Origin of the sequence: Tunturiibacter lichenicola (assembly GCF_051013355.1) — a bacterium.
Lineage (GTDB): Bacteria > Acidobacteriota > Terriglobia > Terriglobales > Acidobacteriaceae > Edaphobacter > Edaphobacter lichenicola_F.
Genome location: NZ_CP132944.1, coordinates 934,362 through 950,278 on the forward strand (window position 1 = coordinate 934,362; position 15,917 = coordinate 950,278).

Here is a 15,917-nt window from a genome sequence, read left to right on the forward strand (position 1 = left end):
CAAAAGTCTAGCTCTTTCTTTCGTAGGCAAGTCAAGCAAAGTCAGCTATGCTCCGTATTCAGCACCCAATCAGTTATGAAAACTTCCAGAGCCATACTCCACACCGCTCAAGTTCTCACCGGCATTGTCGCCGCAGCAGCTACCTACGCGCTAATGCCAAGCCCCGAAAAGCGCCGTCCCGGTCAGATCGTGCTCATCACCGGAGGCTCCCGCGGCCTGGGCCTGGCACTCGCCCACCGCTATGGCCGCTCTGGAGCAAAACTCATCCTCGTCTCCCGCAGCGTCGACGAACTCACCCAGGCCCGCAACACGCTCCTCGCGCGCAACTCCGTCCAATCCTCCGAAGACGTTCTCCTCTTGCCAGCCGACCTCACCGACGCGGCACAAGCTGCCATGCTCATCGACCACGCCGTCAGCCACTTCGGCCGCATCGACATCCTCATCAACAATGCCGGGATCATCGAGGTCGGCCCCGTCGAAAACCAGCCCATCGCCGCCTACCGCCGCGCCATGGCCACCAACTTCTTCGCCGCGCTCCACACCACCCACGCCGCGCTCCCGCACCTGCTCGCCCGCAACCGCATCCACGGCGACGCCGCCATCGTCAACGTCGCCAGCATCGGCGGCAAGTTCGCCATGCCTCACATGCTCCCCTATGTCGCCAGCAAATTCGCCCTCGTCGGCTTCTCGGAAGGTCTCCACGCCGAACTCCGCCACAAACGCGTCCGCGTCACCACCGTCTGCCCCGGCCTCATGCGCACCGGAGGCGAAGTCCATGCCCAATACACTGGCCGGACCATCAAAGAGCAGCGCTGGTTCAAACTGGCCGCGCGAACTCCGATCCTGGCAGCCTCTGTCACAAACGCCGCCAACAAGATCTACAACGCCGTAGCCGCTGGCCGCGCCGAAATCACCATCACTCCGCAAGCCTGGCTAGCCGCCCGCATCGCCGGCCTGGCCCCCGAAACCACCCAATACGCCGCCAGCCTGGTCAACGAGCTCATCCTCCCCGCCCCATCCCCCGTAGACCAGTTCCCCATCGGCTTCACCCTCAACGTCTCCACCCCCACCACAGACGCGCTGCAACATCACGAAACCTATTGAGTGGGTGACTCTATCTCGAATGTCGCTATGGGAGAGCGCACCCAATGTCCCTTCCCTTTCTCAGCGTTGAACGCGTCTAAAACCTCGATATAAACCGTGTACTTGCCCGGCTTGCTCAAATCATATAATTGAGAGAGATCGTACTTACGCGTATACGATCCTTCCGGCTCGATATTTGGCTCAAACCCTCCGCCGAGAATTGATGGTTCTCCAGGTTGTAGCCTATTTGTAAGTTGGCGTTGCCGAAGTGTCGTCGGTGGTTCGCCAGTTCCTCCCTCAACGTACACACGGTCCTGCGGATAGGAAATCACATCGCTACTTAAGTTTTTCACTGTTAGGAAGACCCAAGGCACTTGCCCAGCGGCGATATGGTCTTTCGGAAGTATTATGCTCAACGAAACTGTAGTGGATTTGCTCGTCGCTTGAGTTGTCTGGAAGTTTGCGGCGTTACCCATGGGGGCCATGAAAACGGACAATGTCAAGGCTAGTATAAAGTTGCGAAAGCTCCATCTCATAGTCATCTTCCCAAGCTTCCTTGCTCTATACCTTCCCAAACAAATCCTCCCGCGGATCCTCCGGATTCAGCTTCGCCAACTCCCGCAGAATCTCCTTGCTCCGTTCATCCTGCACCTTCGGCACCACGATCTTCACCTCAACAATCTGATCGCCTCGCACACCCTCTCGCGAAGCCGAAGCCACACCCTTCTCCCGCAGCCTTAGCTTCTGCCCCGTCTGCGTCCCAGGCGGAATCTTCAACTGCGTCCGAGCCCCACCCTCATGCGTATCGATCGTCGGCACATCAATCTTCGCTCCCAGCGCAGCTTCGGTCATCGTAACCGGAACGGTTACATAAATATCATCACCGCTCCGAGTAAACACCGGATTAGTCCCGGCCTTGATAATCAAAAACAAATCACCCGCAGGCCCGCCATTCGTTCCGGCATTTCCCTTTCCAGCCAGCCGAATCCTCTGCCCATCCCGAGTCCCAGCCTTGATGCGAAACTCAAGCTGCTCCTTCTTCGTCACAACGCCTTCGCCATCGCAAGTCGGGCATGAGTTCTGCACCTTCCCCGACCCTTCACAGCGTGGGCACTGAATGTTGAACTTCATCCGTCCGCCCATCTGCGTCACCTGCCCCGACCCATGACACTCCGGGCACTCTACACTTCCGCCCGTCGTCGACTTGCCCTTACACGTCGGACAAGTCTCCTGCCGCTGAATCTCCAGGCGAGTCACACCACCCCGCACCGCGGTCCAGAAGTCCACGCTCACCTGATACTCAAGATCGCTTCCCGGCTGCGGTCCATGCGTCGCGTGCTTTCCTCCGTTGAACATCCCGCTGAAGATGTCCCTGAAGCTCCCGCCAAAGCCGCCGCCCGACTCCTGCTGACCACCCCGCCCCCCTTGGCTCGCCTGAAAATCTGAAAAATCGAATCCCCCAAAATCAAACGGAACCTCCTGCCCTCCCCGCGAACCGCGCTGCGCTCCGCCGTACCCCGCAGACGCACCTCCGCCATAGCCACCACGAGCCGCAGCCTCCGCCGCAGCCGGATCGATGTTGTCCGAGTAGAACCCAAGCTGGTCGTAGACCTTCCGCTTCTTGTCGTCACTCAAAACATCGTTCGCCTCGGAGATCTCCTTGAACTTCTCCTCGGCCTTCTTGTCATTCGGATTCACGTCCGGGTGATATTTCCGCGCAGCCTTGCGAAACGCCTTGCGAATCTCCTCCGCCGTTGCCGTCTTCTTCACACCCAGCGTGCCGTAATAGTCCTTCGTCTGTGTTGTCGCCATAGTCATCTTCCATTCTGCAGCCAATGCGGATCATCCGCATCTCTAAATCAAATTGACAGTCCTAATTCTTCTCCGGTGAAGCCGCAGCCTGACAAACCGGACACCAAAATAGATTCCGCCCCGCCATCACCTTCGTCAAAATCTTCGTCCCGCTCACAAAACAAGGCCGCCCCTGCCGCCTGTACACATAGTGCGCCTCTTCCTTCAACACTGGCCCCGTCTTATGTGGCCTGTCCTTCGGCTTCGTCGTCACAATCCGCCGATCAACCATCCCCGCCTTCATCAACGCGCCCGCCTCCTTCCATATCGACCGTAGCTTGCTCTCCTCTACCTCCTTACCCGGCGTAAACGGACTCAGCCCCGCGCGAAACAAAAACTCCGCACGATAGATATTTCCAATCCCAGCGGCCACCGACTGATCCATCAGCAGCTCTCCAATCGCCTTCTTGCTCTTCCCAATCCTCGTAATCATCTTCTCCGGACCATCTCCATTCAACGGATCAGGCCCCAACCGCTCCAGCAGAGCATCCCACTTTTCCTGCGAGTAAATCGAGCAGTCCATCGGTCCGCGCAACTCAACCCACGCCACCTTAGAAGCTTCAATGTGCCCAGTCCCATCATCCTCCGAATACCACGCATGCCTCTTGCTCACGCCCGGCACCGCAGGCCTCTTTACCGCGGCTTCGTTCCACATCCGCAACCGCAACGCCCCACGCACGATAGGCAGAGGTCCAGACCCCTCCGTAAAGTCACCCTGCAAACCAAGGTGCACATGCAGAATTAAATCCTTCCCGAAGTCATATCCCAGGTGCTTTCCGACAGCCATCACTCGCTGCAACTTTCGTCCGTCGATCATCGCCGCATCGGTAAACCGCCCCTGCGGCCCATCCACCCTAACAGTCTTCCCAACGAACGCAGCCGCATGTCTCTCCGCCCATCGATGAATCTCATTTCCCTCAGGCATCTTCTCTCACTCTCGTCGCAGCCACTCGCATAGAATGCCGCCGTCGAATCCATCCCGGACGTCCATTCGCCTCAATTCACATCGGTAGTGCCGAATACCGCGCGCAGAGGTCCACATGACCGTCTCTAACTGTTACCTCTGCATCCTCCATGCTATGCTCCTTGGAACGCGGCGCTCCCCATCGTCTGCACAAGCGCCTAACGAGGAACTCTTTGACCGCAGCAAATACTAGCTTCTACCGGCCAGAGCTCGATGTCCTTCGCTTTGTCGCCTTTCTTCTAGTTTTCTTCTATCACTCAGTTACTGTCGCCAGCGGCATATTTGATTCCTTCCGCATCGCCGGCGCGCTTGGCGTCTGTCTCTTCTTCCTGCTCAGCTCCTACCTCATTACCGAACTGCTCGAGCGCGAAAAGAGTCAATCTGGAGACATTCACCTTCGAGCCTTCTACATTCGACGGGGCCTTCGCATCTGGCCCCTCTATTTTATCGTTCTGCTGGCTGACTACCTCCTGCAGCGCCACCTGCATCCCGGAGTCTTCACCACCTCACGCCTCTTGGCTTTCTTCTTTGCCGCGGGCAACTGGTACGTCGCGTACCACGGCTTTACCGATACCATCTCAACGCCGCTCTGGAGCATCCCCGTAGAGGAGCAGTTCTACATCCTCTGGCCCTCTGCCCGGAAGTACCTCCACCGCTCTGGCTCCATCGTCTTCTCCATCGCAATGTTTGCCGTTGCCTATCTGGCGCTCGCCCACCTATGCCACGCAGGCTCCAGCGCCATCGTGATGATCTGGGTCAACAGCTTCGTTCAATTCCAGTTCTTCAGTACAGGAGCTTTACTTGCGCTTGCGCTCCGAGGCCGTACGCCAAAACTACATCCCCTCGTGCGATCGCTCTTCTTCATCGTAGGTCTTGCCGCTCTCGGAGCAGCCCAGCATCTCTTTCAGGTCAAGGAGACATCAGACCCGGTCACCTTCCATCTCGCAGCTCCCGGCTACCTCTGTGTCAACCTCGGCTGCATCCTGCTCTTCTTCAGCTTCCTCGGTGAGACACGTCTAGGTAAACTGCGTCCCCTCGTCTATCTGGGAAAGATCTCGTATGGCCTCTACGTCTTTCACTGGGCCATGCTGCGCCTTGCGATTTACGTTGTTCATCGCCTTACCAGTGGCCACCAAATAGCGAGGATGACGACCAACGCACTTGAAGTCGCGTTTGCCTTCATCCTCACTGTCTTGCTCGCTTCTATCTCTTACCGATTCTTCGAATCACCCATTCTGCGGTACAAAAAACGCTTCGAAGTGATTCGAACGCGCTCCGTCTAGCAGATCAGTTCCAGACCTGACGCGCCTCAATCGCCTCAATCGAGAACATCTGATCAGGCTCCATCTGCTGCATCCGCTGCGCAAACTGCACAGCCTCTTCCTTGGTGTCGAACATCATCCGGTTGTACAGCCGGCCTGCTCGAACCTGGTCGCACTTCCACATCGTCTCGGTCATGGTCTTCCCTCCAAGCAATCGATTGAGTTCCAGGTTCTCCAGCCAAAACGTCTCTGCGTACCTATCTTCTCCTCTATCTCTGGTCACCGCTACACACCTTTCTGGTGATAGACGCACTCTACACGCCAATAGATACAATCACGGCTGATAAAAACGAGGGGCACCCCGGCAGGAACGCCCCTCATCTTTATTACGTCAAATCAATCCTTACGGATTACACTTATTTCTTTGCGTCGACGTCGACGTACTCAGCATCAATTACGCCTTCGTCCTTCTTCGGCTCTTCGGTCGTTCCCGCTGCCGCTGTAGCGCCATCGGTCGGTGCTGAAGTTGAAGATGCCTTGTACATCGCCTCGGCAAGCTTGTGGCTCACCGTCGTCAGACGATCCTTCGCAGCATTCAACTCAGTCGCGCTCGGCGTTCCCGCAAGTGTCGTCTTCGCCTCAGCCAGCGCAGTCTCGACCTCGGTCTTGTCCGACTCCTGAACCTTATCGCCGGCATCCTTCAACATCTTCTCGATGTTATAGACCAACGAATCCAGTCCATTGCGAGCCTCAACCGCGTCACGCTGCTCCTTGTCCTCAGCAGCATGAGCCTCGGCATCCTTCGCCATCCGCTCAACCTCTTCCTTGCTCAGGCCCGACGAGCTCGTAATCGTGATCTTCTGATCCTTACCCGTCGCATTGTCCTTCGCCGTCACATTCAGAATGCCGTTCGCATCGATGTCAAACGTAACCTCGATCTGTGGCACGCCACGAGGAGCTGGCGGAATCCCGGCAAGCTTGAACTTACCCAGCGTCCGATTCTGCGCTGCCATCGGCCGTTCGCCCTGCAGCACATGCACCTCAACCTCAGTCTGCGAATCAGCAGCCGTCGAGAACGTCTCCGTCTTCTTCGTCGGAATCGTCGTGTTCCGGTTGATCATCGCCGTCGCAACACCACCCATCGTCTCAATCGACAACGTCAGCGGAGTGACATCGAGCAGCAACAGGTCCTTGACTTCACCAGCCAACACGCCAGCTTGAACCGCCGCACCGATCGCCACAACCTCATCCGGGTTCACACCCTTATGCGGCTCTTTGCCGAACAGCTCCTTCACAAGCTGCTGAATCTTAGGCATACGAGTCTGTCCACCGACGAGAACGACCTCGTCGATCTTGCTCGCATCGACACCGGCATCCTTCATCGCCTGCTTCGACGGCCCAATCGACCGCTGCAGTAGATCATCGACCAGCGACTCCAACTTCGCACGGGTCAAATTGCGAACAAGGTGCTTCGGTCCGCTCGCGTCAGCAGTAATAAACGGCAGATTGATCTCCGACTCCTGCGCCGTCGACAACTCGATCTTCGCCTTCTCAGCAGCATCCTTCAACCGCTGCAGCGCCATCTCGTTGCCCTTCGCATGCAGATCAAGACCCGTATCAGACTTGAACTCCCCAATCAACCAATCCACAATCCTCTGGTCGAGGTTGTCACCACCAAGGTGCGTATCACCATTCGTCGACTTCACTTCAATGACGCCTTCGCCAACCTCAAGGATCGAGATATCGAACGTACCGCCACCGAAGTCGTAGACCGCAATGGTCTCGTCCTTCTTCTTATCCAATCCATACGCGAGCGCAGCCGCAGTCGGCTCGTTCACAATGCGCTTCACATCGAGGCCAGCAATCTTGCCGGCGTCTTTTGTCGCCTGCCGCTGAGCATCGTTGAAGTAAGCCGGAACCGTGATCACAGCCTCAGTCACCGAAGTGCCAAGGTAGTCTTCAGCGGCCTTCTTCAGCTTCTGCAGAATCATCGCCGAGATCTCAGGCGGGGTGTACTCCTTACCCTGCGCGCTGACGACAATGTTGTCGCCCTTCGCCACAACCTTGTACGGCACCATCTTCAGTTCATCGCCAACCTCGTTCATGCGACGACCCATAAAGCGCTTGATCGAATAAACCGTGTTCTCCGGGTTCGTAATCGCCTGCCGCTTGGCCACCTGGCCCACCAGCCGCTCCCCGCTCTTGGTGAACGCAACGACAGACGGAGTCGTCCGACCGCCCTCTTCGTTCGGAATCACCTTCGGTTCGCCGCCTTCCATCACGGCTACGCAGGAGTTCGTCGTTCCCAAGTCAATACCAATAATCTTTGCCATCCCTAGTCCCCAATCTGGGCTCACAGCCCATAAACATTTTGACTTCTCAAGAATCTCACCTTGAGTCACTTACTGTCAACTATTCTGATGTGCTCTATCCCCTATAAGATGCAAAACAACCTCTATAAACCGAAACCCCTAAATCACGGCCGCAAAAGATCTTCCACCAGGCGGTTTCACAGCTCTCCTACCCCGGGACACCTCAACTCGAGGCAAAAGCAGCCGATAGACCATACACGTCATGCACCAAATCGCCAAACTCGCACACCCCGAACCCTGCCTCGAAGGTGTCATTGTCGCCTTAGATGCCTCCGGTTACGCTTCCTTCAATTCATGTATCACTTGGAGCGTTGCTCATGCCTTACTCAGCTGCTCATAGCACCAAACGCCGCCTTTTGAAACTTGCTTCCCTGGGCCTTGCAGGCCTTCTCGCCGGCCTCCTCACCGGCTGCACCGACACCGACACTCTAAACACCACGTCTCGAACCGAGTACTCGACCGCCTTCAGGGATTACTTCCGTTCAGCCACTCCCCTCCCAGAGAGCCTCGACGCCACCCAGATCCCCGCTCTCCACCACCCCCCATCTTCTCGCAGGCTCCAGATCGGATCCCTGCACACGGTCTCCCAGTCGATGGCCCCGAACGGCCGCAACCGTTCCTAAAGGCCACCGGCACCTACCTCCGGCACTGAATCAGCCGGAAATTGATAACCCAACAAGGCGGCAGGCTCTATCCAACGGGCCTGCCGCCTTTTCTCGCTCCCGAAACTCCACCCACGGCCCCCACAGAAAACAGATAAAAGCATCCATTACCCCCTTTTTTGCCTCTACATAGGAGAGAATCACTCCACGAAGGACAACACCCAGGCACATGGCGTCAGCAGCTACTGCACCTCAAGATCGATCAGCTGAAGTCACCCAAGGCGTCAACCCCTGGCTGATAGCCGCTTCGGTCATGCTCGCCACCTTCATGGAGGTGCTCGACACCGCCATAGCCTCGGTCGCCCTCCCTTACATCGCCGGCTCTCTCTCCGCCTCCAACGACGAAGCCACCTGGGTCCTCACCAGTTACCTCGTCGCAAACGCCATCATCCTCCCCGCCAGCAACTGGTTCTCCCTCAAATTCGGCCGTAAACGCTTCCTCCTGTCCTGCATCGTCATCTTCACCATAGCCAGCTTCGCCTGCGGAGCCGCTCCCACCCTCGGCATCTTGCTGCTGGCACGCATCATTCAAGGCGCAGGCGGCGGTGCACTTCAACCTCTCTCCCAGGCCATCCTCCTTGAATCCTTCCCCCCGGCAAAACGCGGCGCCGCCATGGCCGTCTTCGCCTTCGGGGTTGTCGTCGCGCCCGTCCTCGGCCCCACCCTCGGCGGCTGGCTCACCGACACCTACTCCTGGCGCTACGCCTTCTACATCAACATCCCCATCGGCATCCTCGCCATCGTCATGATCAGCCGCTTCGTCCACGACCCGCCGTACATCAGCAAGGCCAAGGTCGCTGCCTTCGACCGCTACGGCTTCGCAGCCCTCGTCATTTGGACTGGCTGTCTCCAGGTCGTCCTCGACAAAGGTCAGGAAGACGACTGGTTCGGAGCCACCTGGATTCGTTGGGCTGTCTTCTTCCTCGTCGTGTCTTTAACCTATTTCTGCTGGCACTGCTGGCACGACAAAGACGCCATCGTCGATCTAAAAGTCCTCAAGGACCGAAACTTCCGTCTGGGCTCCATTCTCATCTTCATGTTCGGTGTCGGCATCTACTCCACCGTCACGGTCCTCCCGCTCTTCTACCAGGAACTCCTCGGTTACACAGCCTTCACTGCCGGTCTCGCTGTAGCTCCTCGCGGCATCGGCGCAGTCTGCGGCATGCCTGTCATCGGATACCTCTCCAACAAGGTCGACCCACGCTACCTTCTCACCTTCGGCTTCTTCACCTTCGGCCTCACTACCCTCTACTTCGGCAACGTCACCCTCCAGATCTCCCCCACGACTCTGCTTCTCCCCATCCTCATCACTGGCTTTGGTCTCAGCTTCGTCTTCGTCCCCATTAGCACAGCGGCGTACGGCACTCTTGATCCCAAACAGATCGGCAACGGCAGCGGCCTCTTCAACCTCATGCGCAACATTGGCGGCTCCATCGGCATCTCCATCGCCTCTACCCTGCTCACCCGCCGCGCCGACGTCCATCAAAACCTCATTATCAACTCGGTCCCCCGCACCGGCCAGCAGTTTCAAAACTCACTCGGCAGCATGACCCAGTTCCTGACTGACTCCTACGGAAAGGCGAACGCCGCCGATCCCGCCCAGGCCACCCTCTACCAGCAGCTCGGCCGCCAGGCCACCCTATGGGCCTTCGTCGACGTCTTCCGTTGGCTCTCGCTCCTCTGTTTCTTCTGCGTCGGCATAGTCTGGTTCCTGAAAAAGGTGAAACCCGGCAAGCCCCCCGCCGGCGCCCACTAACACCCGAAAAATTCTGCTCTTGCCCTTGCCGTTCTTTTTGCCATTCCTTCAGGGAATCTGCGGTTGAAGTTGCTTGTTCTGCAGTTGCGGTTGTTTGTCCTTCTGGTTGTCATTCCCGCAGGGAATCTGCTGTTGCTGTTGCTTGTTTTTTAGTTGTCATTCCGCAGCGAAGCGGAGGAATCTGCTTTTGTCTTTTCCTCGTTTCCTCCGCAAAGCACCCCAAAAACAGTCACCCATACTCCTCTGCGATACCCTCAAAGCATGCAGCGCGACCGGCTCCCTTATCTCCTGATCCCTCTCGCCGCATTCATCGCCATCCAGCCCCTCATCCTCAACGGCTGCTCCTGCGGCCACGACTTCGACTTCCACCTTCTCAGTTGGATGGAGGCCGCCCGCCAGTTCACCCACGGCAACCTTCACCCACACTGGGCCTACACTCCCGCCTACAACGCAGGCGAGCCACGCTTCGTCTTTTACCCGCCGCTCTCATGGACCATCGGCGCCATCCTCACCCTCATCTTCCCCATAGGCGCAACCCCCATCCTCTACACATGGCTCGCTCTCACTGCCAGTGGCCTCGCCCTGTACTATCTCGCCCGCGACTTCGCCCCGCCGACACCTGTGCTCCTCGCCGCCATCCTCTACACGGTGAACCCCTACATGCTCTTCACCGCATACGAGCGCACCGCCTACGCCGAACTCCTCGCCGCCGCCTTTATCCCTTTACTCCTCCACGCCATCCTGCGCCAACGCGTCACCATCCCCCGCATCGCCATCCCAGTAGCCCTCCTCTGGCTCACGAACGCCCCCGCCGCCGTTATGAGCTGCTACGCCCTGGCCCTCCTCACCGCAATCCGTCTTCTGACTCGTCCCCCCGAAGCCACCACAAATCCGGGTGCCCCATCCTTCGACTCTGAGACGGGGACATCACCGGGCGGCCCATCCTTCGCGCCTTTGCGAAGGGTGGGGTATTCTCGCCACGCGCGAACCGCAGTGGCAAACTCTCCCAGCATCCTGAAATCAGCCACTCAAACACCGCTTCAACTCGCCATCAACACCATCGCCGGCACCACACTCGGCCTCGGTCTCGCCGCCTTCTACATCCTTCCCGCCGCATACGAACGCCGTTACGTCCAGATCGCGATGGCCATCATCCCCAACATGCGCATCCAGGACAACTTTCTCTTCCACCACACCGGCGACGCCCCTCACGACCAGGTCCTTCACACCGCATCTCTCATCGCAATCATCCTCATCGCGCTGACCGCAGCAGCCATCGCCATCACCTATCTCCGCCGCCCTGCGAAGCACCCCGCGATCTGGGCGGCGCAAACAAATCTGTCGGACACCCGCGAGCAGCCACCGGCACGAGAGAAATTGGCGAAGAAACAAGAACCAGCGGCAAACAATAAGCAAAGGGAAGTAGAGAACAATCAATACGAATCATCAAAAGAAACGTCATCTCGACCGAAGCGCAGCGAAGTGGAGAGACCCCCGTATTTTGCCGAACCAGCCATCACCTCCGACCATTCGCACAACAACTCTCCCCTGCCATCCCTCATCGCCCTGACGACAGCCATCACCCTCCTCCTCACACCGCTCACCGCAATCATCTGGAACCACGCACCCGAGTTGGTCTTTCTCCAGTTCCCATGGCGTCTCGTCGCCATTCTGACCGCGGCCCTTGCACTCTCCATAGCCCTGGCTCTCAAACCCATAAGCTGGAAACCGATCACAAGAACAGCTGTAGCAATCGCCCTGAGCGCAGCCCTCACCTTTCCCGCATACTCCGTCTTCCACCAATCCTGCGACGAAGAAGACACGCCTCGCGCCCGCGAAGCTCTCTTCCACTCCAACCAAGGCACCGACCCCACCGACGAGTACACCCCCACCACCGCCGACAACGACTCCCTCGCCCAAAACGATCCTGCATTCTGGCTATCCCCCGACCCAAATGCCAAGGCCCCAAACGCCAAAGCACCAAATGCCAAGGCACGCGGCGACAAGCCAACAGATGCAAACTCCATCAACACTCAAACAGGCCCGGCCCCGCCGCACTTCACAATAACGACAAGCATTCCCGAAGACCTGATCCTCAACCTGCGCGACTACCCAGCCTGGCGCATCACCCGCAACGGCATCCCCACCACCCACAACAAACAAGACCAGCGCGACGACGGCCTCATCGCCATCCCTATCCCCGCCGGCCCTTCGACAATCGACATCACCTACGCCCACACCCTCGACCAAACCATAGCCGACGCAACCTCACTCGTCTCTCTCGCGCTTCTGTTCTTTATCGCCCTCCGCCGCAAAGCCTCCCAGTAGACATCCGCTGTTCCGCTACCGCTGATGCAGTTGCAGTTGTTTGTCCTTTTGGTTGTCATCCCGTAGGGATCTGCTGTTGCCGTTGTTTTTGCCTGTTCTTGTTGTCATCCCGCAAGGATCAAGCAGTCATCCACGCACAGCAAGCCCTCCATTGCCCTTCTCTATTCATCCGACCCATCCCCCCCGTGATTTATCATCAAAGCCGATGCACTCCACAGTACAAACCCTGCTTCTCTCCGGCGCCCAGCTCACCGATGCCGCCCTCGAACGCCTCCTGCCCGCAACCGACACTCTCCCCCACTCCATTCACCGAGCCATGCGCCACAGCACCTTCGCTGGCGGCAAGCGTCTCCGTCCCATCCTCTGCATCGAAGCCGCAAGAATGGTCGCAGGTACCGAAGACTATCCCGACAACGTAGCCAACCTCGGTGCAGCCCTCGAGATGCTCCACACCTACTCCCTCATCCACGACGATCTCCCCGCACTCGACAACGACGACCTCCGGCGCGGCCAGCCCACCTGCCACGTCGTCTTCGGCGAAGCCACCGCCATCCTCGCGGGCGACGCCCTCCAGACCCTAGCCTTTCAAACCATCGCTGCTCTCCCCACGCCGTCTCCCACCACCGTCGCCATCCTCCGCGAGATCTCCCTCGCTGTAGGCACCGGCGTAGGCCGCGTAGGCGATCTCGAAACCAAGCTCCCTCCCGGAATGATCGGCGGCCAGGTCATGGACATCGAAGCCGAAGGCCATACCCCCACCGCACTCCTCGTCGAAGCGATCCACCGCGCCAAAACCGGCGCTCTCATCACCACCAGCATCGTCTCCGGAGGCCTCTACGGCCTGAGCCTGCGTCACCGCTCGGCAGGCAGCGGCCACCGCAACGACGAACCCGCCGGAGAATCCAATCCACGCCTTGAAACAGGCCGTATCGCCTACGCCCCCTACGCCGACACCATCGCCCGCCTACGCACCTTCGGCGAAAAAGCCGGCCTCGCCTTCCAAATCGTAGACGACGTCCTCGACATGACCCAAAGCTCCAAGGAACTCGGCAAGACCGCAGGCAAAGACACCGCCAGCATCAAGGCCACCTGGCCCGCCGTCTTCGGCATCGATCAATCCCTCAAAGACGCCGAAGAACTTATCGCCGACGCCTTCGCTGCCTTGGCCCCCTTCGGCGATGCCGCAGAGCCACTCAAATCCCTCGCCCAATATCTAGTCGAACGCAAAAACTGACCAGAACCTCCTCTTCACCCATACCGTTCGCGCGCAACCGTCGCCCCGAGATCCAAGGACTAGCGCCAAAGCACAAACCCACCAACTTTTTCCACCACTGCCAAGCCACCCGCGCTTGCAGAATCACTTCTCCGATCCTAGAAATTTACATCTTCGTGACATCTCCTCGGCCCTTCCGTCTCGTACTCCATTCAACCCGGAAAGTTCTCCAAGACCCCCAGGCCCCGACATACAAGTGAATACGGATGAGCTTTCCAGGAATTGAAACAGGAGCCATCCAGCAATGAACACGCAAAAAGAAGTCAATGCCATTCCTGCGTCTGAAGACAGCCAATCAGTAGCTTCCCGACGATCGTTTCTCAAAGGCGCCGCCCTCACCGGAGCCACAACCCTCGCCACTCTTGGCGCACTCTCCACCTCAGTCTCAGCAGAGCAGCAGGAAGAGACAGAAACCATGCAGTATGAACACGATCATCTGAGGAGAGGCGATCGCGAAATCCTCATCGCCGCTCAGATCGCCGAGGCGCTCGCCGTCACCACGTACACCAACATCATCAACACCTCTCCCTTCTTCAAAACCATCCCCGACGACGATCAGGGCTACCTGATCGGCGCCCGCCAGGAGGAAATGTCCCACTATCTTCTCGAGCAGTCTGTAACCGATCAGTTCACGCCATTCACTCAGTTCTTCTATCCAAAAAAAATGTTCTCGGATGCTCAGACCACCCTCAACATTCTGGTCACTCTCGAGGACGCATTCATCGCCGCTTATCTCGTTGGCGTGCGTAACTTCTCCACTCGCAATCTGCGCCTCACCGCAGCCCGCATCATGGGCATTGAGAGCGATCACCGGACCCTCGCACGAGTCGTAGGTGGTGACGTGACCCCTCAATTTGGCGGTCCCATCAAATCAATCACCGGCATCGAGGGAGTCGCAGAGAGTATCGCTCCTCCAAACAACAACGGCTACGAAAGAACGCTGTGCTGGACCTCGATCGATCAGGCCTTAGCCGCGCTCACACCCTTTGTAAACTTCAACGCTGCCAAGGCCGCAGGCTTTGACACTGCACAATCCTTCCCATTCGAACCCTTCAACCCAACCCTGCCCAATCCGCTCGGAGACTTCATCTCCTTCAGCGGCTGCTGACAGCCCCGCCCTCGAGTGCTCATGCCTCGACCCTGAGGTATGGGCATTCGTGCGCCATAAAAGGTGTGCAGTAGAGCCGTCCTCTATCATCAACTCAGATGCTCACCGAGTCCGACATCCTCCAGGCCCTCCGCGATTGCTACGACCCCGTCCTCCCCTGCAACATCGTCGACCTCGGCCTCGTCCGCTCCGTCACCATCACCCCAGACCGAGAGGCTCCCGGCGCAAATATCCCCGGTGTGCCCCCAAAAAACATCATCGAAGTCTCGGTCACTCCCACTCAAACCGACGAAGCCTCCCACGCACAACTCAGCGCACAAATCTCAAACCGATTAGCCGGCCTCGAAACCGTCAGCCGCACCAACGTGACGCTCCTGGACTCGCCCCACTGGACGCCACTCAACATCACCCCCGCCGGCCGCAAGATCCTCGGCCTCGACGGCAATCCAAACCTGGTCCAGATCCGCTAAGCCCATGCCCACACGCAAATCAAAATCGGTGCTGGTCATGCCGCCTCCGCCACAGCCACAACACCCCTTCGACCAGATCCACGGCGTCGAAACCAGCGGCCTCATCGCCGCGGGCAATCTCATCACCGGTCACCCCAACGACGCCCACGTCACCGCCTACTACGGCGTCGCCCCCAGCATCCTCCGCTCCCTCATCGGCATCTGGCGCACCACCACTCCGCCCCACCCTACCCACCACTACACCTTCGTCGATATCGGCGCCGGCAAAGGCCGCGCCATGCTCGTCGCCAGCGAACTGGACTTCCACCAGATCATCGGCATCGAACTTAACCCCGCCCTCGCCGACATCGCCCAGCTCAACCTCGAACACTGGCGCGAAGCCCATGCCACCGACACCACCGCATCACCCATCGCTCCCATCCGTCTCCTCGAGCAGGACGCCCTCACCTTCGACTTCCCCCGCACCCCCACCGTCGTCTTCCTCTTCCACCCCTTCGAAGCCCCGGTGCTAAAGCTCCTCCTCCGACGCATCGAATCCCAGTTCGCCAAACGCCCCGGCGGCCCCACACCAGCGCTAGATATCCTCTACGTCAACTCCGAGTGCCGTGCCGTCCTCGACCGCCATCCCGCCTTCACGCGCCTATTCCTCGGCCCCGTAGCCATGTCCCCCGAAGACCACTTAGCGGACCTGGCCGCCATCGCGCAACAAAAAGAGTACGGATCCACCGGCGACGAAGAGTGCGCCATCTACCGCCTCACCGGCCGCTCCAGACAAACCACAAAATAAA

General features: G+C 58.5%; 14 protein-coding genes. 9 read left to right on the forward strand and 5 right to left on the reverse strand.

The window, feature by feature from the left end:
• Nucleotides 1-75: 75 nt before the first annotated feature.
• A complete protein-coding gene (locus RBB82_RS03980) occupies nucleotides 76-1,104 on the forward strand; it encodes an SDR family NAD(P)-dependent oxidoreductase (RefSeq protein ID WP_433973824.1) in 1,029 nt (342 codons plus the stop codon).
• Here the strand turns inward: RBB82_RS03980 and RBB82_RS03985 are convergent.
• The 3 genes from RBB82_RS03985 to RBB82_RS03995 all read right to left on the reverse strand — a co-directional run bounded on the left by RBB82_RS03985 (nucleotide 1,098) and on the right by RBB82_RS03995 (nucleotide 3,859).
• Nucleotides 1,098-1,658, reverse strand: coding sequence for a hypothetical protein (locus tag RBB82_RS03985; protein ID WP_433973825.1), 561 nt, complete (start codon nucleotides 1,656-1,658; stop codon nucleotides 1,098-1,100). The genes RBB82_RS03980 and RBB82_RS03985 overlap by 7 nt on opposite strands.
• Nucleotides 1,645-2,895 (reverse strand): DnaJ C-terminal domain-containing protein, encoded by a 1,251-nt coding sequence (locus RBB82_RS03990; protein ID WP_433973826.1) that lies wholly within the window; start codon nucleotides 2,893-2,895, stop codon nucleotides 1,645-1,647. The genes RBB82_RS03985 and RBB82_RS03990 overlap by 14 nt, the downstream gene beginning before the upstream one ends.
• 61 nt (nucleotides 2,896-2,956) lie before the next feature.
• Nucleotides 2,957-3,859: an Fpg/Nei family DNA glycosylase gene (locus RBB82_RS03995; RefSeq protein ID WP_433973827.1), complete on the reverse strand. Its 903-nt coding sequence runs from the start codon at nucleotides 3,857-3,859 to the stop codon at nucleotides 2,957-2,959.
• Nucleotides 3,860-4,071: 212 nt separating this feature from the next.
• Here RBB82_RS03995 and RBB82_RS04000 point away from each other — a divergent pair, with 212 nt between their 5' ends.
• Nucleotides 4,072-5,181 (forward strand): acyltransferase family protein, encoded by a 1,110-nt coding sequence (locus RBB82_RS04000; protein WP_433973828.1) that lies wholly within the window; start codon nucleotides 4,072-4,074, stop codon nucleotides 5,179-5,181.
• A 4-nt stretch (nucleotides 5,182-5,185) separates the two neighbouring features.
• On the opposite strand, the gene RBB82_RS04005 is transcribed toward RBB82_RS04000, so the two are convergent.
• Both RBB82_RS04005 and dnaK read right to left on the reverse strand, forming a co-directional pair.
• A complete protein-coding gene (locus tag RBB82_RS04005) occupies nucleotides 5,186-5,356 on the reverse strand; it encodes a hypothetical protein (RefSeq protein ID WP_260737445.1) in 171 nt (56 codons plus the stop codon).
• A gap of 220 nt (nucleotides 5,357-5,576) precedes the next feature.
• Nucleotides 5,577-7,493, reverse strand: a complete 1,917-nt coding sequence (dnaK, locus tag RBB82_RS04010; protein ID WP_433973829.1) for a molecular chaperone DnaK — start codon at nucleotides 7,491-7,493, stop codon at nucleotides 5,577-5,579.
• A 356-nt stretch (nucleotides 7,494-7,849) separates the two neighbouring features.
• On the opposite strand from dnaK, the gene RBB82_RS04015 reads away from it, so the two are divergent.
• The 7 genes from RBB82_RS04015 (at nucleotide 7,850) to RBB82_RS04045 (ending at nucleotide 15,916) form a co-directional block, all read left to right on the forward strand.
• A complete protein-coding gene (locus RBB82_RS04015) occupies nucleotides 7,850-8,155 on the forward strand; it encodes a hypothetical protein (protein ID WP_433973830.1) in 306 nt (101 codons plus the stop codon).
• A gap of 208 nt (nucleotides 8,156-8,363) precedes the next feature.
• A complete protein-coding gene (locus RBB82_RS04020) occupies nucleotides 8,364-9,950 on the forward strand; it encodes a DHA2 family efflux MFS transporter permease subunit (RefSeq protein WP_433973831.1) in 1,587 nt (528 codons plus the stop codon).
• 261 nt (nucleotides 9,951-10,211) lie between these two features.
• Complete coding sequence (locus RBB82_RS04025) at nucleotides 10,212-12,278, forward strand: hypothetical protein (protein ID WP_433973832.1); 2,067 nt, start codon at nucleotides 10,212-10,214, stop codon at nucleotides 12,276-12,278.
• A gap of 205 nt (nucleotides 12,279-12,483) precedes the next feature.
• Nucleotides 12,484-13,512 carry a polyprenyl synthetase family protein gene (locus RBB82_RS04030; RefSeq protein WP_433973833.1) on the forward strand — a complete coding sequence of 343 codons (1,029 nt, stop codon included), beginning with the start codon at nucleotides 12,484-12,486 and terminating at the stop codon, nucleotides 13,510-13,512.
• 283 nt (nucleotides 13,513-13,795) lie between these two features.
• Entirely contained in the window at nucleotides 13,796-14,659 is an 864-nt protein-coding gene (locus tag RBB82_RS04035; protein ID WP_433973834.1) for a twin-arginine translocation signal domain-containing protein, read from the forward strand.
• A gap of 98 nt (nucleotides 14,660-14,757) precedes the next feature.
• Nucleotides 14,758-15,129, forward strand: coding sequence for a metal-sulfur cluster assembly factor (locus RBB82_RS04040; RefSeq protein ID WP_433973835.1), 372 nt, complete (start codon nucleotides 14,758-14,760; stop codon nucleotides 15,127-15,129).
• 4 nt (nucleotides 15,130-15,133) lie between these two features.
• Nucleotides 15,134-15,916 carry a class I SAM-dependent methyltransferase gene (locus tag RBB82_RS04045; RefSeq protein WP_433973836.1) on the forward strand — a complete coding sequence of 261 codons (783 nt, stop codon included), beginning with the start codon at nucleotides 15,134-15,136 and terminating at the stop codon, nucleotides 15,914-15,916.
• The last annotated feature ends 1 nt before the right edge of the window (nucleotide 15,917 follow it).